This is a genomic window from Exiguobacterium sp. s75 (assembly GCF_018617145.1).
Taxonomy (GTDB): Bacteria; Bacillota; Bacilli; order Exiguobacteriales; family Exiguobacteriaceae; genus Exiguobacterium; species Exiguobacterium profundum.
Genome location: NZ_JACSJQ010000007.1, coordinates 1 through 25297, shown reverse-complemented (window position 1 = coordinate 25297; position 25297 = coordinate 1). Strand labels below are relative to the sequence as shown.

General features: G+C 49.7%; 21 protein-coding genes and 2 tRNA genes. All 23 read left to right on the top strand.

What is annotated here, in order from left to right; genetic code table 11:
* Window positions 1-32 precede the first annotated feature (32 nt).
* Complete coding sequence (gene mfd / locus KNO68_RS14300) at window positions 33-3560, top strand: transcription-repair coupling factor (protein ID WP_215112664.1); 3528 nt, start codon at window positions 33-35, stop codon at window positions 3558-3560.
* Entirely contained in the window at window positions 3544-5091 is a 1548-nt protein-coding gene (locus KNO68_RS14295) for a polysaccharide biosynthesis protein (protein ID WP_215112665.1), read from the top strand. Before mfd ends, KNO68_RS14295 begins: the two co-directional genes overlap by 17 nt.
* Before the next feature lies 1 nt (window position 5092).
* The gene (yabN, locus tag KNO68_RS14290) at window positions 5093-6508 is read left to right on the top strand and encodes a bifunctional methyltransferase/pyrophosphohydrolase YabN (protein WP_215112666.1); all 1416 of its coding nucleotides are present in this window, start codon (window positions 5093-5095) and stop codon (window positions 6506-6508) included.
* Entirely contained in the window at window positions 6505-6777 is a 273-nt protein-coding gene (locus tag KNO68_RS14285) for an RNA-binding S4 domain-containing protein (protein ID WP_012727726.1), read from the top strand. The genes yabN and KNO68_RS14285 overlap by 4 nt, the downstream gene beginning before the upstream one ends.
* 42 nt (window positions 6778-6819) lie before the next feature.
* The gene (locus KNO68_RS14280; protein WP_012727725.1) at window positions 6820-7194 is read left to right on the top strand and encodes an FtsB family cell division protein; all 375 of its coding nucleotides are present in this window, start codon (window positions 6820-6822) and stop codon (window positions 7192-7194) included.
* 74 nt (window positions 7195-7268) lie between these two features.
* Window positions 7269-7781, top strand: a complete 513-nt coding sequence (locus tag KNO68_RS14275; RefSeq protein ID WP_012727724.1) for a S1 domain-containing RNA-binding protein — start codon at window positions 7269-7271, stop codon at window positions 7779-7781.
* Window positions 7782-7982: 201 nt separating this feature from the next.
* Entirely contained in the window at window positions 7983-10595 is a 2613-nt protein-coding gene (locus KNO68_RS14270; protein WP_215112667.1) for a YhgE/Pip domain-containing protein, read from the top strand.
* A gap of 142 nt (window positions 10596-10737) precedes the next feature.
* Window positions 10738-10814 (top strand) — tRNA-Met (locus tag KNO68_RS14265).
* Between the two features lie 9 nt (window positions 10815-10823).
* Window positions 10824-10895, top strand: a tRNA-Glu gene (locus KNO68_RS14260).
* Between the two features lie 68 nt (window positions 10896-10963).
* Window positions 10964-12190: a tRNA lysidine(34) synthetase TilS gene (gene tilS, locus KNO68_RS14255; RefSeq protein ID WP_215112668.1), complete on the top strand. Its 1227-nt coding sequence runs from the start codon at window positions 10964-10966 to the stop codon at window positions 12188-12190.
* Between the two features lie 35 nt (window positions 12191-12225).
* Complete coding sequence (hpt, locus tag KNO68_RS14250; RefSeq protein ID WP_012727721.1) at window positions 12226-12771, top strand: hypoxanthine phosphoribosyltransferase; 546 nt, start codon at window positions 12226-12228, stop codon at window positions 12769-12771.
* Between the two features lie 105 nt (window positions 12772-12876).
* The gene (ftsH, locus tag KNO68_RS14245) at window positions 12877-14901 is read left to right on the top strand and encodes an ATP-dependent zinc metalloprotease FtsH (protein ID WP_012727720.1); all 2025 of its coding nucleotides are present in this window, start codon (window positions 12877-12879) and stop codon (window positions 14899-14901) included.
* Window positions 14902-14994: 93 nt separating this feature from the next.
* Window positions 14995-15759 carry a type III pantothenate kinase gene (locus KNO68_RS14240; protein ID WP_074035307.1) on the top strand — a complete coding sequence of 255 codons (765 nt, stop codon included), beginning with the start codon at window positions 14995-14997 and terminating at the stop codon, window positions 15757-15759.
* Between the two features lie 19 nt (window positions 15760-15778).
* On the top strand, window positions 15779-16708 hold the full coding sequence (gene hslO, locus KNO68_RS14235) for an Hsp33 family molecular chaperone HslO (protein ID WP_159563166.1): 930 nt from the start codon (window positions 15779-15781) through the stop codon (window positions 16706-16708).
* 84 nt (window positions 16709-16792) lie between these two features.
* A complete protein-coding gene (gene cysK / locus KNO68_RS14230; protein WP_012727717.1) occupies window positions 16793-17746 on the top strand; it encodes a cysteine synthase A in 954 nt (317 codons plus the stop codon).
* A gap of 94 nt (window positions 17747-17840) precedes the next feature.
* Window positions 17841-19220: an anthranilate synthase component I family protein gene (locus KNO68_RS14225; protein ID WP_078145925.1), complete on the top strand. Its 1380-nt coding sequence runs from the start codon at window positions 17841-17843 to the stop codon at window positions 19218-19220.
* Window positions 19217-19801, top strand: a complete 585-nt coding sequence (pabA, locus tag KNO68_RS14220; RefSeq protein WP_078145924.1) for an aminodeoxychorismate/anthranilate synthase component II — start codon at window positions 19217-19219, stop codon at window positions 19799-19801. The genes KNO68_RS14225 and pabA overlap by 4 nt, the downstream gene beginning before the upstream one ends.
* Window positions 19785-20603, top strand: a complete 819-nt coding sequence (locus KNO68_RS14215) for an aminotransferase class IV (protein ID WP_215112669.1) — start codon at window positions 19785-19787, stop codon at window positions 20601-20603. The genes pabA and KNO68_RS14215 overlap by 17 nt, the downstream gene beginning before the upstream one ends.
* A gap of 11 nt (window positions 20604-20614) precedes the next feature.
* Window positions 20615-21400, top strand: a complete 786-nt coding sequence (gene folP, locus KNO68_RS14210) for a dihydropteroate synthase (protein WP_214689603.1) — start codon at window positions 20615-20617, stop codon at window positions 21398-21400.
* Window positions 21393-21758, top strand: coding sequence for a dihydroneopterin aldolase (gene folB, locus KNO68_RS14205; RefSeq protein WP_159563162.1), 366 nt, complete (start codon window positions 21393-21395; stop codon window positions 21756-21758). The genes folP and folB overlap by 8 nt, the downstream gene beginning before the upstream one ends.
* On the top strand, window positions 21755-22252 hold the full coding sequence (folK, locus tag KNO68_RS14200; RefSeq protein ID WP_074035335.1) for a 2-amino-4-hydroxy-6-hydroxymethyldihydropteridine diphosphokinase: 498 nt from the start codon (window positions 21755-21757) through the stop codon (window positions 22250-22252). Before folB ends, folK begins: the two co-directional genes overlap by 4 nt.
* Before the next feature lie 70 nt (window positions 22253-22322).
* Window positions 22323-23261, top strand: coding sequence for a tRNA dihydrouridine synthase DusB (dusB, locus tag KNO68_RS14195; RefSeq protein WP_371328160.1), 939 nt, complete (start codon window positions 22323-22325; stop codon window positions 23259-23261).
* Window positions 23262-23409: 148 nt separating this feature from the next.
* A complete protein-coding gene (gene lysS, locus KNO68_RS14190; protein ID WP_078145918.1) occupies window positions 23410-24900 on the top strand; it encodes a lysine--tRNA ligase in 1491 nt (496 codons plus the stop codon).
* Window positions 24901-25297: the final 397 nt, after the last annotated feature.

Here is a 25297-nt window from a genome sequence, read left to right as displayed (position 1 = left end):
CCTTTTTTGTCGTATGAGTTGGAGGAAAACAAATGAATGCTTTAGAGAGATTTATGGTGGCGCTCCCTGAAACGAATGTGATTCGAGAGCGACTCCAAAAAGTGGACCGTCAATTGGTGACGGGATTGACGACAAGCGCGAAAGCCCTCATCTTGGCGGGACTCGTGAAATCGTCATCGAGACGTCTCGTCGTCGTGACGCATAACATGTATCAAGCCCAAAAGATGTTCGATCAACTTGAATCACTCATCGGTCCGGACAAAACGCTCTTATATCCAATCGATGAGACGCTAGCAGGTGAACTGTCACTGACGTCTAGTCCGGAACTGCTAGCTGCCCGAATCGATGCCCGTACTCGTCTCCTCGACCAAACAGGAGGCGTTGTTGTCGTGCCGCTTGGTGGATTACGACGCTATGTACCGAGTCCGGAAGCGTGGCAAGATAGTCGCGTTATGTTGAAGCCGGGAAGTGACCTCGATTTAGCGGATTTTGCGAAACAATTGACGGGCATGGGCTACGAACGAACGGCAACGGTGACCACACCTGGTGAATTTTCCGTACGAGGGAGTATTCTAGACGTTTATCCTCTTACGGAAGCGCGCCCATATCGAATCGATTTGTTCGACACCGAGATTGACTCCATTTTCACGTTTGACGCGGAAACGCAACGCTCGCTTGGTGTAGTGGGGGAAGTGTGCATTACGCCTGCGACCGAGTTCATCGCAACGGAGAATCAGCTGAAGCAGGCGGGCGGTGCGCTTCGGAAACAGTACGACCGAACCGTCGAATTGATTGGAAATGAAGTCATCCGTCAAGCCCTTGAAGAGGGAGTCGTGACAGACATCGAGCGGCTTGAGCGTGGAGACCTCCCGGAGAAAGTTGGGAAGTATTCGCCATTGCTCTATACGTCCACGCTCCTTGACTACGTTGGGAAAGACGCCGTCCTCATTTTAGATGAGGTGGCACGAATCGATGACGCTGCCGACGTACAGGACCGCGAAGAGGCGGAATGGTTCTCTTCACTCATCGAAAAAGGAGAAGCCGTCAGTAATTACACGCTCGCCGTCCCGATGCATAAAGTCTTCCGCGACTTGAAGCAAGTGGCGTTCTCCTTGCTTCCGTCTCGTCGTTCAGGTATTCCGGAGAGCGATACGGTCCATTTGAGCTGTCGTCCGCTACCGGCGTTCCATGGTCAGATGCATCTATTGAAACAGGAAGTCGAGCGATGGCAGCAAGGTGATCAACGCATCGTCGTACTTGCGGGAGATAAGTCGCGTGCAGATAAAATCGAAGCGCTTCTTTCCGACTATGGAATCGCCTCGACTTTCACCAATGTCGATGGAGAGTTAGAACCGAGACGTGTCTCGGTCATCATCGGTCAAATCGAAGGTGGATTCGAACTGTCGACGAGCCGTCTCGTTGTCGTATCGGAAGAAGAGTTATTCAAGCGTGTGACGAAACGAAAACGTCAGACGAAGAATTTGACGAATGCCGAACGAATCAAGAGTTACCAAGAGCTGAAGCCGAATGATTATGTCGTCCATGTGCACCACGGAATCGGGAAGTACCTTGGCATTAAAACAATCGAGGTCGGTGGGATCCATCAGGATTACCTGCACCTCGTCTATGCAGGGGACGACGCCCTCTACGTGCCGGTCGATCAAATCGATCTCGTCCAAAAATATGTCGGTGCCGAAGGAAAAGAGCCAAAGATTTATAAACTCGGCGGCACCGAGTGGAAGAAAGTAAAATCGAAAGTTGCCAAATCGGTTGAAGACATTGCTGATGAGCTCATTAAATTGTACGCGGCACGAGAGGCCTCGGTCGGTTTCGCGTTCCCTCCGGACGATGAAGAAATGGGTCAGTTCGAATCCTCTTTCCCGTACGCCGAGACAGAAGACCAGGTCCGTTCGATTGCAGAAATCAAGGCGGATATGGAACGCTCCCGTCCGATGGATCGCCTTTTGTGTGGAGATGTCGGATACGGGAAAACGGAAGTGGCAATTCGGGCGGCGTTCAAAGCCGTACTCGCCGGTAAACAAGTGGCCTTTCTTGTCCCGACGACCGTCCTCGCCCAACAGCATTATGAAACGATGCTCGAGCGGTTCAGCGAATTCCCGATCAACGTATCGGTCATGAGTCGTTTCCGTTCGAAGAGCGAGATGACCGCGACGAAGAAAGGGTTGAAAGAAGGTACCATCGACATCGTCGTCGGGACACACCGCGTGTTGTCAAAAGACGTGACGTTCGCCAATCTCGGTCTCGTCATCATCGATGAAGAACAACGGTTCGGCGTCAAACATAAAGAGCGTCTGAAGCAGCTGAAGACGAACATCGATGTCCTGACGCTGACGGCGACTCCGATTCCACGGACATTGCATATGTCGATGATCGGAATCCGTGATTTGTCCGTATTAGAGACACCGCCAGAGAATCGTTATCCTGTCCAAACATACGTCATGGAATACGACGGCATCGTCTTGCGTGAAGCGCTCGAACGTGAACTCGCTCGCGGAGGACAGGCGTTCTTCCTCTATAACCGCGTCGAAGGGATCGAACGAAAAGCGGAAGAGATTCGGGCCTTATTGCCCGATGCACGAATTGCTACGGCCCATGGACGTATGACTGAAAGTGAGCTCGAGAGCCAGTTGATCAGCTTCCTAGAGGGCGAGGCGGATATTTTAGTCTCAACGACAATCATCGAGACGGGAATCGACATTCCAAACGTCAACACCCTCATCGTCCACGATGCCGACAAAATGGGACTGTCCCAGCTCTACCAACTCCGAGGTCGTGTCGGACGTTCGAATCGCATCGCCTATGCGTACTTTACGTATCGGAAAGACAAGCGCTTGACGGAAGTGGCAGAAAGTCGTCTTCAGGCCATCAAAGAGTTCACAGAGCTCGGCAGTGGTTTTAAGATTGCGATGCGCGACTTGTCGATTCGTGGAGCCGGAAACTTACTCGGTGCACAACAGTCTGGATTCATCGATTCGGTCGGTTTCGATCTGTACTCACAAATGCTCTCTGAAGCCATTGAGGAACGGAAAGACCGCATGCGTGGACAAGCGAAACAAGTCGTCTTCAAACCGGAGATCACGTTCCAGGCCGATGCGTATATTCCTGATGATTACTTGTCAGATAGCGAATTGAAGATTGAGATGTACAAACGCTTCAAATATGTAGATACGCCGAGCGCGTTGTTCGCCCTTCAAGATGAACTGATTGAACGGTTTGGTGAATTCCCAGAACCGGTCGCGCTGCTCATTCAATTGACACGTCTACGTATTTATGGAGAACTGGCAAAAGTGAGTCGAATCAAGCAGACGCCAGGACGCATCGAGATTGTCTTATCGAAAGAATCGACGACGGCTCTGGATGTCCCGTCCTTCATGGAGTGGTCGATGCCTCTTGGTCGCAAGCTTGGCGTAGGGCAAGAAGACGGTGCCTTGAAACTGTCACTCAGCGGTCGGATGCCGCTAACAGAGCTCTTGAATGATGCCGATACTGTATTAGAAGAACTGATGAAGCGGTTGGTGGGCGATGCGGTCGCCAAGTAAGTTTGCGCAAGGCGTCGTTCTGTTCGCCCTTGCCGGCTACGTATCGAAACTGATCAGCTTCGCCTATCGTGTCCCCTATCAAAACTTGGCGGGGGACTTCGGACTTTATGCCTATCAAACCGTCTATCCGTTCGCGGCCATCGTGGCGTCACTCGGCATTTATGCGATGCCGGTCGTCATTGCGAAAATCGGCGTCGGTGCGAAAGGGACGAATCGTAAGTTAGAAGTCTTATGGGGAAGCTTTTACGCCTTGCTTCTACTCTCGTCCATGCTTGTCGTCACGGTATGGCTGTTTGCCCCGACCCTAGCGAAATGGCTTGGAGATGAGCAGCTAGCTCCTGCACTTCGCGTGATCAGTTTGAGTTATTTGCTCATGCCGGCGTCAGCCGTGTTGCGCGGGGCTTTTCAATCGAGAGATGACTTACGACCGAGCGCATGGTCGCAAGTGCTCGAGAACTTTGTCCGCGTGACGGTCATGCTGTCCCTATTATGGATTGGGGTCCGTCTCGGAAAAGATGCATATACGCTCAGTCAATATGCGTATGGTGCGACGCTCATCGGTGGGCTTGTGGCGATTGCCTTTTTAGTTTATCGCGCACGAGGAGTGCGGATTGTGAGGGTGCGCCGCGTCACGTTTCGGAGAGGAATGAAACTCTTGTTGACGACGGGTTTCGCGGTCGGATTCGCATCACTCGGGATTTTATGGATGCAACTGGTCGACTCCTTCACCATCGTCAATTTGATGGGTGGCACATATGAGGCGAAGGTGAGCAAAGGAGTGTTCGATCGAGGATATCCGCTCGTGCAATTCGCCATTTTGTTCACCACGACCATCGGGATGGCCAACGTGCCGACGCTCGTCCGTCACTATCGGGCAGGGCATCTCCAAAAGACGACGCAGGGACTCCGGTCGATGATTCGTGTGACGACGGCGATTGCTGGTGCAGCGACCATCGGGTTGATGGGAGTCATGTTTTTCTTGAACGTGGCCTTGTTTGAAGACGAGTCCGGGACGCGAGCCCTTGTCTTCTTAGCGACGAGTACGTTTGCTGCCTCCTTGGCGATTGCGAGTATGACATGTTTACAGGCGATTGACCGAGAGTGGGTCGCGGCACGAAGTATGGTCGTCGCAATTTTAATGAAAAGTATGGTAAACGCATGGCTTGTCCCGAGTTACGGAATCGAAGGCGCGGCAATCGGGACGTCGATTGGATTTTTAGCGATGGCATTCTATAATTTTCGGGCGCTTGACCGCTCGATTCCGCTCGGATCATTTCGATCGAAACACTATAAGTCGCTATGGAAAGCCCTCGTACCCATGCTGATCCTCATTGCCGTGTTAAACTGGCTAGGTCAGATGTGGGTCGACTCGCGAATCACTGCGTTCGGTTGGTTAATCGGAATGGTGTGTAGCGGTGCCTTCCTCTATGTATGGAGATTATGGAGTACGCGAATGCTGTCACTTGCGGAATGGGAACTGATCCCGTTCGGAAGTCGTCTGCTCGACGTGCTCGAGAAAAAGGAGAACTAATATGGGTTATACAATCACGGTGGTCGGACTCGGGTCTGGTGAGTTGAATCAATTGCCGCTCGGTGTGTACCGCCATTTAAAGCAGCAACCGCTCGTCTGGTTGCGCACAAAAGAACACCCTGTCGTTCAAGAGTTAGAAGCGGAAGGACTCGTGTTCGAATCATTTGATTCGGTCTATGAATCGAGTGATACGTTTGAAGAAGTATACGACCAGATTGTCGAGACGTTATTGAGTAAAAGTGAAGAAATGACGATCACATACGCCGTACCGGGCCATCCGTTCGTAGCGGAACGGACCGTCGAACTATTGGTGGAACGGGGAGCCGATCTTCATGTGCTCGGTGGACAGAGCTTCCTCGATGCCATGTTCCAGGCGCTCCGAATTGATCCAATCAATGGATTTCAACTGCTTGATGCGACTGCGCTCGACTTTGAACGTTTGCAGGTGACCCAACATGTGCTTATCGGGCAAGTGTACGATGGATTCGTGGCGGGTGACGTCAAAGTGCAATTGATGGAACGGTATCCGGATGACCATCCCGTCACCCTTGTGACGGCTGCCGGTACGACGCAAGAACGGATTGAGCACATTCCGTTATTCGAAATGGACCGGATGGCGGAAGTGAATAACTTGACGACCCTCTACGTTCCACCGCTCGTGGATGAATCGTATTTGGCGAAGGATTTTGCGACACTCAAACAAATCATCGCAACGCTTCGAGGACCAGACGGGTGCCCGTGGGATCGTAAACAGACGCATGCGTCACTTCGCAAGTACCTATTAGAAGAGGCGTATGAGTTGATTGAAGCAATCAATGCAGAAGACGATGATGCCATCATCGAAGAACTCGGTGACGTCTTGCTCCAAGTGATGTTGCATGCTCAAATCGGAGAAGATGAGGGCTATTTCGATATTCGTGACGTAATCGGTTCCATCAGTGAGAAGATGGTGCGCCGCCATCCACACGTCTTTGGCGATGTCACCGTCGAAGATGCCTCTGACGTGGTGAAAAACTGGAATGCGATTAAACAGACGGAAAAAGGGGAAAAGAAACAATCGCAACTCGATGGTGTTCTCGTCGACCAACCTTCATTGATGCGAGCGGAGCAACTTCAAAAGAAAGCGGCTCACGTCGGATTTGAGTGGGATGACGTATCCGGTGCCTTCGAAAAACTGGAAGAAGAGTTAAAAGAATGGCATGAAGACCTAAGTGATGAATCGGAACTTGGAGACGTATTGTTCTCCATCGTGAACATTGCGCGATACGTTGGGCTGAATGCCGAGCAAGCATTAGAACAGACGAACCGAAAGTTCAAACGTCGATTCGAGTATGTGGAAGCGAACGGTGACCTTCACCAGATGACACTCGAACAGATGGATGCGCTTTGGAACGAGGCAAAGGAGAAAGGTTTATGAGACTAGATAAGTTTTTAAAAGTGTCACGTCTAATCAAGCGTCGCACTTTGGCAAAAGAAGTGGCGGACCAAGGACGAATTCAACTGAATGGGCAAGTCGCGAAGGCGAGCACAGAAGTCAAAGTCGGAGATGAGTTACAAATTCGCTTCGGAAATAAACTCGTCACGGTCGTCATCGATTCAATCGCAGAACATGCACGTAAAGAAGATGCGAAAGAAATGTATCGTTTACTTAAAGAAGAGAAGATGGACGGTAGTATCAACTCATAAAAAAAAGTATACTTAATGTATTAAGAGGAGGGGGATGAGGCGATGAACGGACGTAATCCGATGGATCGACAACGACGCATTCGAGCGCTAGATGAGCGTAGAGAACAGTTAGAAAAAGATACACATCGCCGACGAGTTCATCTTCGACGTCGTTTGGCAGCAGCCTCTCTCCTGTTTTTATTTGTCATGGTGTTGATTGGACAGAGCTACTTCTCGAAAGTAGGGTACGTATCGGACCAGCAACAAGCCTACGCACAAGCAAAAGTGGAGTTGCGTGAACAGCAGGCCGAACAGGATGAGTTGAAAGAGCAAGTGGAACGGTTACAGGATGAGGATTATATCGCGAACTTAGCACGAAACGAACTGCTTTTCTCTAAAGATGGAGAGATTATTTTCTACTTCTCGCCAGAGGAATAAGTCGGTTCGTTGACCGTTAGGGAAACGACTCGTATAATTAGAAAGAATCAATCAAAAAAGGAGTACATTATTTTATGTCAATTGAAGTAGGAAGCAAGGTACAAGGTAAGGTTACAGGGATTACGCATTTCGGAGCGTTCGTCGAGCTCCCAAATGGCAAGACAGGATTAGTACACATCAGTGAAGTGGCAGACTCTTACGTCAAAGACATTAACGAAGTGTTGACAGTCGGTCAAGAAGTCACGGTAAAAGTGTTGAACGTCGAAAATGATGGGAAAATTGGGTTGTCCATCAAGAAAGCAGTCGACCGTCCTGTAAGCGAACGTCCTGAGCGTCCTGAGCGTCCAGCTGGTGAGCGTTTCTCTCGTGGCCCACGTCCAGGTGGCCCAGGTCAAGGTGGTCCACGCGGTGGCGGCGGTCCACGCGGTGGCGGCCCACGTGGTGGCGGTCGTCGTGAACAACGTCGTGAACCAGAAACATTCGATACATTGATGAGTAAGTTCTTGAAAGATAGCGACGAGCGTCTTTCGACGTTGAAACGTCAAACAGACTCAAAACGCGGTGGACGCGGAGCCAAGCGCGGGTAATCCTTCGTATACCAATTAGCTTCTACTCGTAACCATAGAGGTCTTGTAATGAGACGAGCCATGAACATTTTCGTTCATGGCTTTTTTTCTGTTTAAAAATTTATAAAAAATAGCTAAAAGAGTTGCTTTTTTTCGAGGAAGGGAGCAAAATAGGGAACATGAAAAAATAGTTATGTTTTATAAGTGAAGGTGGAGAGAAAAATGAATGGATGGAAACTGTGGATGGCGGAGTGGCGAAGTATCTTCAAGAACCCACGTGTGTTGGTTCCGATTCTCGCAGTCGCACTCGTACCGTTAATGTACGCAGGGATGTTCCTATGGGCTTTTTGGGATCCGTATGGACAGATGAAAGATTTGCCGGTCGCCATCGTCAATGAAGACAAAGGGGCAACGTTTGAAGGAGAGTCGCTTGCGATTGGAGATGACCTCATTGATAAGCTGCTGGATTCGGAGGCGTTCAAGTTCGTCGAAACGACGAAGAAAGAAGCGGAATCTGGACTGAAAGACCATGACTACTACATGGCGATCGAGATTCCAAAAGACTTTTCAGAAAAAGCGACGACTGCTTTAGATGAACATCCGGAGCAACTCGAACTGAAGTATATCGCAAATGAATCGTATAACTTCTTAGCCGCACAAATCGGTGGTTCCGCGATGGAACAAGTCAAAGCGGAACTGTCGACCGAAGTCTCGAAACAGTATGTCAGTGCGTTGAAAGACGGATTGAATGATGTGGCAGACGGACTTGGTGAAGCCGCAGATGGTGCAGCGACACTTGCGGACGGCTCAACGTCAGCAAAAGACGGTGCCGTCAAGTTGGCGGACGGGACGAAGCTTCTCGCTTCGAAACAACGTGAGCTCGCGGATGGAGCAAGCCAATTAAACGATGGGATGACTCAGTTGGCCGATGGTTCATCTGAACTCGCGGATGGGACGAAGCTTCTCGCTTCGAAACAACGGGAGCTCGCGAATGGAGCAAGTCAATTACGTGATGGTGTTTCGCAATTGGCTGATGGCTCATCTGCACTCGCGGATGGCAGTCAACAAGTGTACGAGGGCTCAGCCTCACTTGCGGACGGGGTCCATCGTGTCAGTGAGGGCGCTTCTGCCTTACAAGGCGGGACGAGCCAACTCGTTGACGGAACAGGGGCGTTCGCATCGAAACTAGATGAACTACACACAGGTGCGAAGACGTTGAACCAAGGTGTTCAAGACCTTGCTGCCGGAATCGAGCGCTCAAAAGAGGGGGCATCTGCATTACAGGATGGTGCCACAAAACTCACAGGAGCGTTGACTCAGGCGAAGGAAGGAAACGCGGCACTTGTCGCGGGTCAAACAGACGTGGTCAATGGGATCGGACAAATGAAGTCTGAATTGACTGCGAAACAAGATGAGTTGATTGGACAATTGACAGCACTCGCTGAGTCGGGTCAATCGGCATCACCTGAAATGCTTCAAGCCATCGCTGCACAACTGAGCGAAGGGAAGCAAGAGACGGCGGCCGGGTTTGATCAACTATCCGCTGGTGCTGCAAAAGTGAAAGAAGGACAGGTCGCACTTGGTGCAGGTCTTGATCAGGCAGGTACAGGTGCAAACAAACTGTCGACTGGACTTTCTGACTTGAGTGCCGGTCAAACGAAATTAGCCGAAGGTGCGAACGCGTTGGCAAGTGGTTCAAGTCAAATCGAGCAAGGTACTCAAACGGCGGCCGATCGTTCCCAAGAACTTGTGTCAGCGAGTGCGAAGCTCAATCAAGGCGCGACACAACTTCAAGATGGGACAACTGAACTCGCCGCTGGAAGTGACAAGCTTGTAGACGCGACCGGACAGTTGTCTGAAGGTAGCGAAAAGCTTGCGGATGGAGCGAAGAGCGCAAGCACCGGTACAAATGAATTGGTGAATGGTGCGAATCAGTTAGCGGATGGTGGTCAAAAGCTGCAGTCAGGAAGTCGTGAACTGGCCGAAGGCGCGAAGAGTGCCGGAGCCGGAACGAGCAAGCTGACGGATGGCGCGAATCAGCTCGCGAATGGTGGAGAAGAACTTTCAGACGGTAGCGGTGAACTCGCTGACGGCATGAAGGAGCTCGCATCAGGTAGCGATGAACTTCGTGACGCCTTAGTGAAAGGTGCGAAAGACGCAGACATCGGTTTAACGGATGACAACGTCGAGATGATGGCCGGTCCAGTGTCGCTCGTCGACAACTCGATTCACGAGGTGCCTAACTACGGTACTGGATTCGCTCCATACTTCATGTCACTCGGACTTTTCGTTGGAGCACTCCTTCTCTCGATCGTTTATCCGTTATACGATCCAGCAGGACGTCCGAAACGTAGTCTTTCGTGGGTATTGTCGAAATCTGGTGTCCTCATGGTCGTCGGATTCCTGCAAGCCTTGATTCTCGATGTGGCGATGGTGCAACTGCTCGGTCTTGAAGTGAGCGAACCATTAAAATTCTTCGGTTTCAGCTGGTTGACGAGCATCACGTTCCTCTTTATCGTACAGTTGCTCGTGACAACACTCGGAAACCCTGGACGTTTCGCGGCAATCGTCTTGTTGATTTTACAATTGACGACGTCAGCCGGGACGTTCCCGCTTGAATTGATTCCAAGAGCGTTGCAACCGTTCAATGCCTTGCTTCCAATGACGTATACGGTTGCCGGATATAAAGAAATTTTATCGGCAGATGGTGCGCAGTACTTGCAGACGGCGACAACCTATTTAGTGTTTGTGGCTGCCGGATGTTTTGCATTACTATGGGCGTACTTCCGGATCGCATGGAAGAAAAAATATCGTCAAGTCGCATCAGAAGCATGATGTAAATACGATACAAAATCGTGTATAGTGGGGAAGACGACACTATACACGATTTTTTTCTTAAAAAAATATAAAAAAAGAATTGACACTCGAATGGTGACTGGTTATTATAGAAAATGTGCTTAGGACACAACAATAACATGGCGGTGTAGCTCAGCTGGCTAGAGCGTACGGTTCATACCCGTGAGGTCGTGGGTTCGACTCCCTCCGCCGCTACCATTTTATTTAGGCCCGTTGGTCAAGCGGTTAAGACACCGCCCTTTCACGGCGGTAACACGGGTTCGAATCCCGTACGGGTCACTTAACCTAAGCGTAAAGAAGCCATCTCAATCGAGATGGCTTCTTTTGTTATATCAAGGAGGAAATTCATGAAAAAGGTACTCGTCGCTGTGTCGGGTGGAGTCGATTCCATTGTCTTATTGGACCGTCTCGTCAAGCAAGGATGGGATGTGGCGGTGGCGCACGTCCATCACGGTTTACGAGAAGCATCAGATGAAGAGTACACGTTCGTCGCACACGTAGCGGCATCCTACCAAGTCGCGTTTCATGGTACGCGTCTCCATTTTCAAGAAGGAGCATCACAGGCTCATTACCGTAAGGCCCGCTACCGCTTTTTTGAAGACGTCATGAATGAACATGGATACGATACACTGGCCACGGCTCATCATGCGGATGATGTGTTGGAGACGGTGCTCATTCAACTTCACCGAAACGTGATCGAAGTGAAAGGAATTCCCGAGAGAAGAACGTTCGGGCGTGGGACGTTGATCCGTCCTTTATTAAGAGAAACAAAGGTGCAACTCATCGAGTATGCTCGGAAAAACGAACTTGCCTGGAGGGAAGATGCCACCAATCAGGAAGTGACCTATTTACGGAATCGGATCCGTCACGAAATCATCCCGAGGCTGAAACAACTGTGGCCGACAGTCGTTGACGATGTATACGATACGGCGAAACAGGCATTCGCTGAATGGGACAGGCGTTACCAGTCATGTGAGCAATGGATTGAAGCAAACGTAGAGCTTGGAATGAAAGCGTTTCATGTGAAACTTGATGAATTCAATCGCTTATCCTCGCTTGAACGGTATACGGTCGCTCGCTTGCTATCCCGTCGCTATGGGGTAGAGGTCAATGAGGCGCTTGAGAAGCTAAGGACAAGTCAAAAGGATACCGGGACCTACCACCTGTCGGGTGAGTGGTTCATGATGAAGCGGAAGAGGGTACTTAATCTTGTACAACGTTCGACAGAAGCATCACTTCACCCCGTTCAGGTCGAGTCGTTACCGGCCGTCGTTCAATTTGGAAAGCGTACGGTTTCGTTGTCCATCGAAGAAGGACGAGAAGGTATTCCGCTAAAGGAAATCACTTATCCGCTGACAATTCGTTCGCTCGCACCGGGGGACCGGATGAAGTTGAACGTGGGGACAAAAAAAGTGTCCCGCATCCTAATCGATGAAAAGGTTGAGCGAACCATTCGACCGACTCTCCCGTTGCTTGAGGACGCCTCAGGGCGAATTCTCGCGATTGTCGGGGTAAGAGTTTCAGATTTTCTAGACAAGTCGGATGCGATTTGTCTACGATTAATGGTAAAATGATGATTGTGTCGAAACAGAAAGAGGAGGATTTCAAGATGTCATTAATGAACGATATGGAGAAAATTTTAATCTCACGTGAAGAGATTCAAGAAAAGGTGAAAGAACTCGCTGGAACATTGAGCGAAGACTATAAAGAAGAGTTCCCACTTCTCGTATGTGTATTGAAAGGCGCGATGCCGTTCATGTCGGACCTCGTCAAAGAAATGGACATTCATTTAGAGATGGACTTCATGGACGTGTCGACGTATCACGGAGGAACTTCTTCGACAGGTGAAGTGAAAATCGAGAAAGATTTAAATACATCTGTAGAAGGACGCGACATCTTGATTGTAGAAGATATTATTGATAGTGGATTGACGCTTGGTTATCTCGTCGATCTTCTTAAATACCGTAAAGCGAAGTCTGTGAAGATCGTCACGCTTCTCGATAAGCCGACTGGTCGTAAAAATGGTTTATCAGCAGACTATAGCGGTTTCGTGATTCCACACGAATTCGTTGTCGGCTACGGTCTCGATTATGAAGAGAAATATCGTAACCTTCCTTATGTCGGTGTGCTCAAGCCGAGCGTTTACGGGGGCTAACGTTTTTCTTTTGAAAATGTGACGTGGTAAGATAAAGGAAATCCCCAAAGTATAGGCATATACTGAATGGGCGAGAACATCGTTTCTCGGAATAGGAGGCAGAGAATGAATCGTGCAGTGAAAAACACATTGGTTTTTGGTGTGATTTTCCTAGCCTTGATCTTGTTCCTTCAATATTTGCAGAATCCGAATAGTCAGAGTGAAACGCTCTCGTATTCGAAATTCCTAGAATATGTGGAAGATGATCGGATTGAGACGGCAACCGTACAAGAAATCCCGGGGGCTATCTCGATTACAGGCGATCTTACAGGAGATGAAGACCAACGTTATGAAACAAACATTCCAGCGAACGAAGCGGAATATGCGGATGTATTAACGCAGCTTCGAGCGAATACGGATATTCAAATCGAGGAGGCTGAATCCAACAGTAGCTGGTTCAGCATCGTCTTCGCGATTTTACCGTTCATTATCATCTTCATCTTGTTCTTCTTCTTGTTGAACCAAGCGCAAGGTGGTGGCGGTGGTGGTCGTGTGATGAACTTCGGGAAATCGAAGGCGAAACTATACGACCAAGAGAAACGTCGCGTCACATTCAAAGATGTGGCTGGGGCGGACGAAGAGAAGCAAGAACTCATCGAAGTCGTTGAATTCTTGAAAGATCCTCGCAAATTCTCGAAACTCGGCGCACGTATTCCAAAAGGGGTCTTACTCGTAGGTCCTCCAGGGACAGGTAAAACACTCTTGGCTCGTGCGGTAGCCGGTGAAGCCGGTGTTCCGTTCTTCTCGATCTCAGGTTCGGACTTCGTTGAGATGTTCGTCGGGGTCGGGGCGTCACGTGTTCGTGACTTGTTCGAAAATGCGAAAAAGAATGCGCCATGTATCATCTTTATCGATGAAATCGATGCGGTCGGTCGCCAGCGTGGTGCCGGTCTCGGTGGTGGACACGATGAGCGTGAACAAACATTGAACCAACTCCTTGTTGAGATGGATGGATTCAGTGATAACGAAGGGATCATCATGGTTGCGGCGACAAACCGTCCAGATATCCTCGACCCGGCCCTCCTTCGTCCAGGTCGTTTTGACCGTCAAATTACGGTCGATCGTCCGGATGTCAAAGGACGCGAAGAAGTACTGAAAGTCCATGCGCGCAACAAGCCACTCGATTCGACGGTGGACTTGAAGTCGATCGCACAACGTACGCCTGGTTTCTCTGGGGCAGACTTGGAGAACCTCTTGAACGAAGCGGCACTCGTTGCGGCACGTTCGAACCGTACAGCCGTTTCAGTTGTCGATGTGGAAGAAGCGATTGACCGCGTCATCGCAGGTCCTTCGAAGAAGAGCCGCATCATCTCTGAAAAAGAGCGCAACATTGTTGCATATCACGAAGCAGGTCACACAATCATCGGTCTCGAGCTTGAGAATGCGGATGAAGTACACAAAGTGACGATCGTTCCACGCGGAAACGCGGGCGGATATGTCGTCATGCTTCCGAAAGAAGATCGTTACTTCATGACAAAACCTGAACTCGAAGACAAGATTGTCGGTCTTCTTGGTGGTCGCGTCGCCGAAGATGTCATCTTTGGAGAAGTGTCGACTGGAGCGAGCAATGACTTCCAACGTGCTACTGGTATCGCACGTAAGATGGTCATGGATTACGGGATGAGCGATAAACTCGGACCGCTCCAGCTCGGTTCAAACCATGGCGGACAAGTCTTCCTCGGTCGTGATTTCCAGACAGAGCAGAACTACTCGGATGCGATTGCGCAAGAAATCGATTTGGAGATTCGAGACATCATCAATCGCTGTTACGCGAAAGCGAAGCAGATTTTGACAGATCGTCGCGAAGATCTCGAACTCGTTGCGAAGACGTTGCTTGATGTCGAGACGCTTGACTCGAAACAGATTCGTCATTTGATCAAGACACGAGAATATCTCCCGCATGAGCCGGAAGAGGACGTGGATGGATCGACGGATGCGGATGACGCAGCGAAGAAAGATGATGCAGCCGTTCAACACGGTCAAGTCGTCGATCAACCTGAAGTTGTCCAAGACAGTCAGCCGGATGTCGTACCTGAAGGCGATAAGCCAGAAGCGACACCGACAGAACGTCCGAATAACGAATCACGTTAATGAAAAAGACGAATGCCCTTGACGAGGCATTCGTCTTTTTTCGTGTTATAATTCGAGCGAACTGCAATTGACAACAAAGTGAGGAACTATATCATGATTTTAGTGATTGATGTTGGAAATACAAATATTGTTCTCGGGATGTACGATGGAGATCATCTCGTACACCATTGGCGCATCTCAACGGATCGTACAAAAACGACCGACGAGTACGGCATGCTGGTGAAATCGCTATTCGATCATTCGAACGTCTCGTTCGACCAGGTCGAGGGAGTGATCTTATCTTCTGTCGTACCTCCTGTTATTTTCCCACTTGAACAAATGTCGCAACGATACTTCAATGTACGTCCAATCGTTGTAGGACCAGGTGTGAAGACAGGATTGGATATTCACGTCGAGAACCCTCGCGAAGTCGGGGCCGACCGAATCGTTAACGCGGTGGCTGGAATCGCCAAGTATGACGGTCCACTCATAATTGTTGATTTTGGAACGGCAACCACGTATTGTTACATCGATGAGAAACGTCGTTACCATGGCGGAATCATCTCACCAGGTATCATGATCTCAGTGGAGGCACTCTATCAGCGTGCCGCGAAACTACCTCGGATTGAATTGGCGACCCCGCCGACAGTCATCGGGAAGAACACGATTCAAGCGATGCAATCGGGGACATATTATGGATATGTGGCCCAAGTGGACGGTATCGTGAACCGGATGAAGCGTGAAGTCGGTGAAGCGACTGTCATTGCAACGGGTGGGCTGGCGCGATTGATCAGTGAACATGCAGAGACAATCGACCATGTGGATTCGTTCCTGACACTCGAAGGCCTCCGTCTCATTTACGAGCGCAATCAAAAGTAAACTAAAGGAGTTAAATCATATGATTCATACAGAACAACAAGCATTACTCGACCAGATGAAGGATGACTATCTCGTTCGTGCCCTCGGTTTTAACGGAGAGGTTCGTGCCTTTGCCGCACGCACGACAAAAACGGTATATGAGACGCAACTTCGTCATCAAACGACACCAGTTGCTTCAGCTGCCCTCGGACGGACGATGACGATCGGCTCGATGATTGGAGCGATGCAAAAAGGTGCAGCGCGTGTCACGCTTAAAGTAGAAGGTGATGGTCCAATCGGGAAAATCATCGTGGACGCGGATACAGCGGGAGATGTTCGTGGATATGTGTCGTACCCGCGTGTCGATGGCGGTACATTCGTCAACGAACAAGGGTTGACGAAATTGAAAGTCGGCGAAGCCGTCGGAAAAGGAACCATTTCTGTCATTAAAGACTTAGGATTGAAAGACTATGTCGGCGGTTCTTCAGAGATTCAAACGGGCGAAATCAGTGAAGACTTCACGTACTACTTCGCCACATCTGAGCAAGTACCGTCAGTCGTCGGGGCGGGTGTCCTCGTCTTACCGGAAGATGAATCGATTCTTGCTGCAGGTGGAATCATCGTCCAGTTGCTCCCGAACGCTTCTGAAGAGACGGTACAAGCGCTCGAAAAAGCACTTCAGACGTTCCCACCCGTATCGGTTTTGATTGGTGAAGAAAAAACGCCAGAAGAAATGCTTCAATTACTCCTTGGCGATAGCCTCGATGTCCTCGACACGAACCCGATCCAGTTCAACTGCACATGCAGCCGTGAACGAATGGAAAGCGCCATTATCGGTCTCGGAAAAGAAGAGATTCGTCAGATGATTGAAGAAGATGGCGGAGCTGAAGCCGTATGCCATTTCTGTGGCGAAAAGTATCATTTCTCAGCGGAACAGTTAGAGACGATGAAAGTACAGGCACAGGCGTAAGCAACGTTCCAAATTGCATATTTTCAATTCGATAGGGTATGATAACAATATCGGAATAGTCGGAATTATGAAGGAGGAAATGCAATGCGTATCGTAAACTCAGTAACAGACTTGATTGGAAAGACTCCGATTGTGAAATTGAACGGAATGACTGGACCAGAGGATGCCAACGTGTATCTGAAGCTCGAATATATGAACCCGGGATCAAGCGTCAAAGACCGGATCGCCCTCGCCATGATCGAAGCGGCCGAAAAAGACGGTATCTTGAAGCCAGGTGATACAATCATCGAGCCAACAAGCGGAAACACGGGCATCGGGCTCGCGATGGTCAGTGCCGCAAAAGGATATAAAGCCATTCTCGTTATGCCTGAAACGATGAGCATGGAACGCCGAAACCTCCTTCGTGGATACGGGGCCGAATTGATTTTGACACCAGGACCTGAAGGGATGGGTGGGGCGATTCGTCGCGCTACTGAAGAAGCCGAGAAACATGGCTACTTCCTCCCGCAACAATTCAATAACGCAGCCAACCCGAACGTTCATGAAATGACGACGGGACCTGAGATTGTGGAGGCGTTTGAAGAATCAGGACTTTCAGTCGACGCTTTGATTGCCGGAGTCGGGACAGGCGGTACCATTACTGGCGCAGGTAAAGTCGTGAAGGCGAAGTACCCGGACGTAAAAATTCTCGCCGTTGAACCGGTCGATTCACCTGTCTTATCAGGCGGGAAGCCGGGACCTCATAAGATTCAAGGGATTGGGGCTGGATTCGTTCCATCCATCCTCGACACGGAGATTTATGAAGGGGTTCTTCAAATCACGACAGAGCAAGCGTTCGAATACGCTCGTCAGGCGGCACGTACGAACGGTGTCCTCGGTGGTATCTCTTCAGGAGCTGCCATTGCGGCAGCGCTTGATACAGCGAAACGTCTTGGTAAAGGGAAAAATGTATTGGCGATTATCCCGTCAAACGGTGAACGTTACTTGAGCACACCGCTCTATCAGTTTGATGAAGAGTCAAACGAGAGTCGCGTATAACATTTCAGGCAGTAATCGAGAGACATTCTCTTTCGATTGCTGCCTTTTCTTGTGTACAATAAAAGGCATGAATGAATAGACGGAGGAATGACATGTGAGATCGACTGCGTTCAGAACAAAGCGGATGACGAAAGAGAAGATGTATGAGGCCTACATGACGTTGACAGCGGATCAACCGTATCATGCATGGTTAGAGAGTGGGAGAGCGGGACGGTATACGATTGCGGGAATCGAGCCGTTCGGTCGCTTTCATGTAAAAGACGGTGTCGGACTCTTGCAAGTGGGCGATACGACCGAAACGCTATACGGAAAGCCGCTTGAGCTCGTCAGTGAGGTGCGGAAGCGATTTGAGGCCGAGCGTCCGGAAGGGGCTCCTCCTTTCTTTGGTGGCATGATCGGGTATGTCAGTTATGATGTGGCCCGGACGATTGAACGTCTCCCTGAGCAAGCGGAGGATGATTTGTCGACACCAGACGTCTCGTTTCTTCTGTTTGATGAGGTGGCGGTGTTCGATGAAGTGGATTCGACTCTGTACTTGATGGTGACGGCGAAGGAAGGTGCAGAACGTAAGGCGGACCGATTGGCGGCCATGTGGAACGTCGAGTCGCATTACGCGTTCAAGCCGACAGGGCAGTCATCGGTAGAGCGATCGCGCTCCATGTCCCAGGAAGAGTTTGTTGAAGCGGTCAAACGGATTCAGTCCTATATCGTAGAAGGGGACGTGTTCCAAGTGAACTTGAGCGTTCGGCAGTCTGAACCGCTTCTCGCTGACCCGCGTCGTGTATATGATACGTTGCGACAAATGAATCCATCTCCTTATATGGGCTATTTCGTGGACGACGCTTTGACGATGGTCTCCGCTTCACCAGAGTTGTTGCTTGAAAAACATGGAACCGACATTTCGACGCGCCCGATCGCGGGTACGCGTCCACGTGGCAAAGATGATGTGGAGGACCTAGAGTTGGCGAACACGTTGCTTGAAAACGAGAAAGAGCGAGCAGAACACGTCATGCTCGTCGACCTCGAACGGAACGACCTTGGCAAGGTGGCGGCATATGGCAGCGTTCATGTTGATGAATTGATGGTGATTGAGAAATACTCACACGTACAACATATCGTCTCGAACGTACGGGGTACGATTCGGGATGAAGTATCAGGAGCCGAAGCGCTAGCAGCGATGTTCCCAGGCGGCACCATCACCGGCGCCCCGAAAATTCGAACGATGGAAATCATCGAAGAACTCGAACCAGTTCGCCGGGGACTCTACACCGGTTCATATGGATGGTTAAGTTGGAATGACGACCTTGTCTTCAATATCACGATTCGAACGATGGTCGTGAAAGACGGAATCGCATACGTTCAAGCGGGAGCAGGTATCGTGATTGATTCGGATCCGGTCTCGGAATATGAAGAATCCCTGTCCAAAGCGAAGGCGCTATGGGCGGCGAAACACATGACGGAGGAAACGACATGATTGTATTGATCGACAACTATGACTCATTTACGTATAACTTGGTGCAATATTTCGGTGAACTCGGTCAAGAACTGGTCGTGTATCGAAACGATGAAGTCACGATTCAAGAGATTGAGGCGCTTGCCCCGAGTTATCTTGTCATTTCGCCGGGACCTTGCACTCCGAATGAGGCGGGAATTAGCATCGAGGCAATCCGAGCGTTCGCAGGTCGTATCCCGATTTTAGGGGTTTGCCTCGGACATCAGGCGATTGCGCAAGCGTTCGGCGGAGAAGTCGTCCATGCGGAGCGGCTCATGCATGGAAAAACGTCGAAGATTCAACATGACGGAAAATCGATTTTCAAGGAGATTCCACAACAGACGATTGTGACCCGTTACCATTCGTTGGCCGTGGAGCGTTCGTCGCTACCAGAGTGTCTAATGGTCACTGCAGAGACGGAGACTGGAGAAATCATGGCACTCCGTCACCGAACGCTTCCGATCGAAGGGGTGCAATATCACCCTGAAGCGATTTTGACTGAGCATGGGAAAGAAATGATTCGAAACTTTATCGAGGAGTATCGTCATGTGGTATTGGCATAACGGAGAGTTAGTCGAGCGTGAGAAGGTGTTGATCCCGGTTGAAGATCACGGTTTCTTGTATGGAATGGGCTTGTTCGAGACGTTCCGTACATATGAATTCGTCCCTTTCCTGTTCGATGCCCACTGGGAGCGCTTGATAAAGAGTCTCGATGAGCTGTGGATAGACTTCCCGTTTACGAAAGAAGAAATCGGGACGGCGATTCAGCAACTGTGCCGTCAAAATGATGCACCCGACCTCTATATCCGCTTGAACGTGTCGGCGGGGGTTGCACCACTTGGTCTCTATGCGGGGCGTTATGAGACACCGAACGTCACGTTGATCGTCAAACCGCTCTCCTCAGAAGTCGTACCACAGGAAAAGCGAGTCGAACCGATCCCGTTTCCGAGAAGTCGTCCTGAAGCAGCTTTTCGATTAAAATCGCATCATTACATGAACAATATCCTTGGGAAACGGACCTTACAAGACCAGAGTGCTGAAGGACTATTTGCGGACGAGCATGGATGTGTAGTGGAAGGGCTCGTGTCGAACATTTTTTGGGTCGGTCCAGATGATAGGTTATACACGACTCCGCTTTCGAGCGGAGCACTCGCAGGTGTGACGCGACAATGGGTGATAGACCATTTCTCTGTAGTCGAACAACCCGTGACATTTGAAGAATTGACTGCAGCGAAAGAGATTTGGATGACGAATTCAATCCAACAAGTCGCTCCGGTGACGCATTATGGAAATCTGAGATACCCCGGTAAAGACGGGGTACGATTTAACGAAGTGTGGGCGAAACTCGTTCGCTCACTTGGTTAGGAGGCGGAAACATGACGAAAATCATGGGTATTTTAAACGTGACCCCGGACTCGTTTTCGGATGGGGGACGGTATACGGCAATCGAGGAAGCTGTACGACATGCGAAACAACTCGTACAAGAAGGTGCCGATGCGATTGATATCGGTGGAGAATCGACAAGGCCGGGCGCAGTACTTGTTTCCGAGGAAGAAGAGATTGAACGTGTCGTCCCAATCATCCGTCGACTAAAAAACGAAATCGATGTCCCGATTTCGATTGATACGTATAAGCCGATGGTGGCGAGAGCGGCAATCGAGGCCGGTGCGACGATCATCAATGACGTATGGGGTTCGAAATGGGGAGACCGCTCGATGGCACGTGTCGCTTTCGAATGTGGGGTTCCCATCATTCTCATGCACAACCGAACAGACCGGGACTACCATCATTTCATTGAAGATGTGGTCAGCGATCTACAGGAATCAATTGAGATTGCACATGCGGCAGGCGTAAGGGATGAGCACATTTGGTTAGATCCGGGCATCGGATTTGCGAAAGACGTGGCGCAAAACCTTGAACTCATGAATCATCTCGACGTGATCACACGTCTTGGGTATCCGGTTCTGCTCGGCACGTCGCGTAAGTCGTTTATCGGGCTTACGCTCGATTTACCGACAGAGGAACGGCTCGAAGGAACGATTGCGACGACGTGTCTTGGCATCATGAAGGGGTGCGACTGGGTTCGCGTGCACGACGTCAAAGCGAACGCCCGTGCGGCGAAGATGATGGATGCGATGATTGGAGGGGATAGACATGGATAAAATATTTGTGAACGGGATGCGTTTTTACGGTTATCATGGGGTGTTTGAAGAAGAAAACCGTCTCGGTCAACGGTTTCACGTGGATTTAATGTGTGAACTAGATCTCGCGCCTGCGGGACGTTCGGATGACTTGAACAATGGGGTCAGCTATGCCGGCTTGTATCAGTTGACGGAAGATATTGTGACGGGAGAACCGGTCAATTTGTTAGAAACACTCGGAGAACGCATCACGACAGCCGTGTTGGCGCATAGTGAGTTGATTCAACGTGTGACGGTTAAAGTCATTAAACCGGACCCACCCATCCCGGGACACTATGACTCAGTGGCAATCGAGATGACAAGGGGACGGACGTCATGATTTATATTGCATTAGGCGCCAATATCGGAGATCGGGCTAGACAGTTGTCTGCGGCAATCGATGAGATGGAGCGAACAGGTCTCCACGTCACGAAACAGTCGTCGGTCTATGAGACGGCTCCTGTCGGATATACAGAGCAACCTTCGTTTTTTAATATGGTGGTCGAAGTCGAGAGTCGCCAATCCTCGGACGAACTGCTCAACACGCTTCAACAGATCGAACAACGATTAGGACGGGAACGTCTATTTAAGAACGGACCGCGTACCATCGACCTTGACATCCTCTTTTATAATGGGGAAGATATACAATCAGAACACTTAACGGTTCCGCATCCGCGCATGCAGGAACGTGCATTTGTTCTCGCCCCGTTAGCGGAGATCGCACCAGAACTCGTCGTTCGCGGACAAACGGTCGCCTCCTGGCTCGAAGGGCTACCGATGACGGACCGCCAAGATGTCGTCCGGTTACAGTTGCTTAGGAATTTGGTGAAATGAAGGATGTGTTGTCTTGACAGGCTTTAAGATTGGAAACATAGAGATTAAAAACCGTGCAGTCCTCGCACCGATGGCTGGCGTGACCAACCCTGCTTTTCGTTTGATTGCAAAAGAGTTCGGAGCGGGACTCGTCTGTGCCGAAATGGTTAGCGATAAAGGAATCTTGCTCGAGAACGCTCGGACGATGCGCATGCTATACGTCGATGAACGAGAGAAACCGCTCAGTTTACAAATCTTCGGCGGTTCGAAAGATACACTCGTCAGAGCGGCGCAGTACGTCGACCAAAACACCAACGCGGATATCATTGATATCAACATGGGTTGTCCCGTACCGAAAGTGACGAAGTGTGACGCAGGGGCGAAGTGGTTACTCGACCCGGATAAAGTATATGAGATGGTGAATGCCGTCACGAATGTCGTCGAAAAACCGGTCACGGTGAAAATGCGCCTTGGTTGGGACGATGATCACATCTTTATTTTGGACAATGTGAAGGCGGCTCAGACAGGTGGAGCGGCAGCCATTGCCATTCATGGACGTACGCGTGCCCAACAATATGAAGGAACCGCGAATTGGGACTGGATTGGCGAGGCGAAGAAAGTCGCGACCGTACCGATTATAGGGAACGGGGACATTGCCACACCACAAGACGCGAAGCGTGTCATTGACCAATATGGCGTGGATGCCGTCATGATTGGACGTGCGGCACTTGGGAATCCGTGGATGCTCTATCAAACGGTCCAGTACCTTGAAACAGGGGAGCTCCCGCCGGAACCAGAGGCGCGTGAGAAAATCGACATCTGCATGCTTCATCTCGACCGGTTGAGTGCAATCAAAGGTGAGCTGACAGCCGTACGCGAAATGCGTCAACACGCGGCCTGGTATTTGAAAGGGTTGAAAGGCAGTGGTCCGATTCGCAAACAAATCAACGAAACGGAATCGCGCGAAGCGTTCGCGGCGGTCCTTTATGGATTTGTGGACCAACTCGAACGACAACTGTCAGAAGTGTGAACTAGTGAAAAGAACTAATTTATGGTAAGCTTGTTTGGCGAAAAAGTGCACCACAACGAATGAACGGCTTCGGCTGTGCTGTTGGCCATCGGGTCGACAGTTTTTTGTTAGAGAGAAACCCAATATGGATAGAGGAGTGAATGGAATAGTGAGCCACGAGTTAGAAATGAATGATCAAATGCAGGTTCGTTTTGAGAAGATGACCGATATGCGTGAGCGCGGTCTCGACCCGTTCGGTCACCGCTTTGATCGTTCTGCACACGCAGGTGAATTACATGAGCAGTATGAATCAATTGAAAAAGAGGCTTTGGCTGAACAAGATGTAGAAGTCACATTGGCTGGACGCATCATGACGAAACGTGGAAAAGGGAAGGTTTTCTTTGCCCACATTCAAGATGTGACAGGTCAAATTCAAATTTACGTTCGCAAAAACGATGTCGGGGATGAGCCGTTTGACTTATTCAAGTCTTCAGACCTCGGTGACATCGTCGGTGTGAAAGGGAAGCTCTTTAAAACGAACGTTGGTGAGCTTTCGATTCACGTGGAAGAGTTTGAATTATTGACGAAGGCGCTTCGCCCGCTTCCGGACAAATACCATGGATTAAAAGACGTGGAACAGCGCTATCGCCAACGCTATCTTGATTTGATTACAAACCAGGACTCGCGTCAGACATTCATTTTGCGTAGCCGCATCATTTCGGAGATTCGCAACTTCTTAAATCAAAAAGGATATTTAGAAGTGGAAACACCGATGTTACACACAATCGCGGGTGGAGCAGCGGCGCGTCCGTTCTTAACGCATCATAATGCGTTGGATATGGAACTTTATATGCGTATTGCCATCGAACTTCACTTGAAACGCTTGATCGTTGGTGGACTCGAGCGCGTGTACGAAATCGGACGTGTATTCCGTAACGAAGGGATCTCTACACGTCACAACCCTGAATTCACGATGATCGAATTGTATGAAGCCTATGCAGATTACAACGACATCATGGATTTGACGGAAGAATTGGTTGCGCACGTAGCGAAAGAAGTACTCGGTTCAACAGATGTGCAGTATGGTGAAGATACAATTCATCTTGGCATCGGTTGGAAACGTGCACATATGGTCGACCTTGTTAAAGAAGAGACAGGTGTCGATTTCTGGCAACAAATGTCCGATGAAGAAGCACGTGCTCTCGCAAAAGAACACGGTGTAGAAGTACAAGATCATATGACGTTTGGTCATATCGTGAATGAATTCTTCGAGCAGAAAGTAGAAGAAACGTTGCTTCAACCGACATTTGTCACAGGACACCCGGTTGAAGTATCACCATTGGCGAAGAAGAATGAAACAGATCCACGCTTCACGGATCGTTTCGAGTTGTTCATTGTTCGTCGTGAACATGCGAATGCCTTCACGGAGTTGAATGACCCAATCGATCAACGTGAACGCTTTGAAGCACAGTTGCTTGAAAAAGAAGCAGGTAACGATGAGGCACATGAACTCGACAACGATTTCCTTGAGGCACTTGAATATGGTATGCCGCCAACAGGCGGACTTGGAATCGGGATTGACCGCCTCGTCATGTTATTGACGAACGCGCCTTCAATCCGTGACGTTCTTCTTTTCCCAACGATGCGCCATCAACAATAATCAATTTAGTGGCCGGATCATCCGTTAATATGATCCGGCTTCTTTTTTTGTCAGCCTCGAAACGCATAGGTAAGCCGTTAAACAGAAGGAATGCTATAGATAAAAAACTTTTTTAAAAAAACTTTAGAAAAACCCCTTGCGTTAATGAGAGGTGTACGGTAAAGTAATAAACGTTGCCGCTGATGGCAGCGGAAAAGAAATAAAAAAGTGGTTGACAACTGTGTCGATGACTTGTATTATTTTAAGAGTCGCCAAGAGCGGCAGACGAACTTTGAAAACTGAACGATGAGGCAAAAATAAGTTTTACTATTTTTGAATGAAGCGCAAGCTTCGTCAATTTAAGAGCTGTATCAAATTCTTTGGAGAGTTTGATCCTGGCTCAGGACGAACGCTGGCG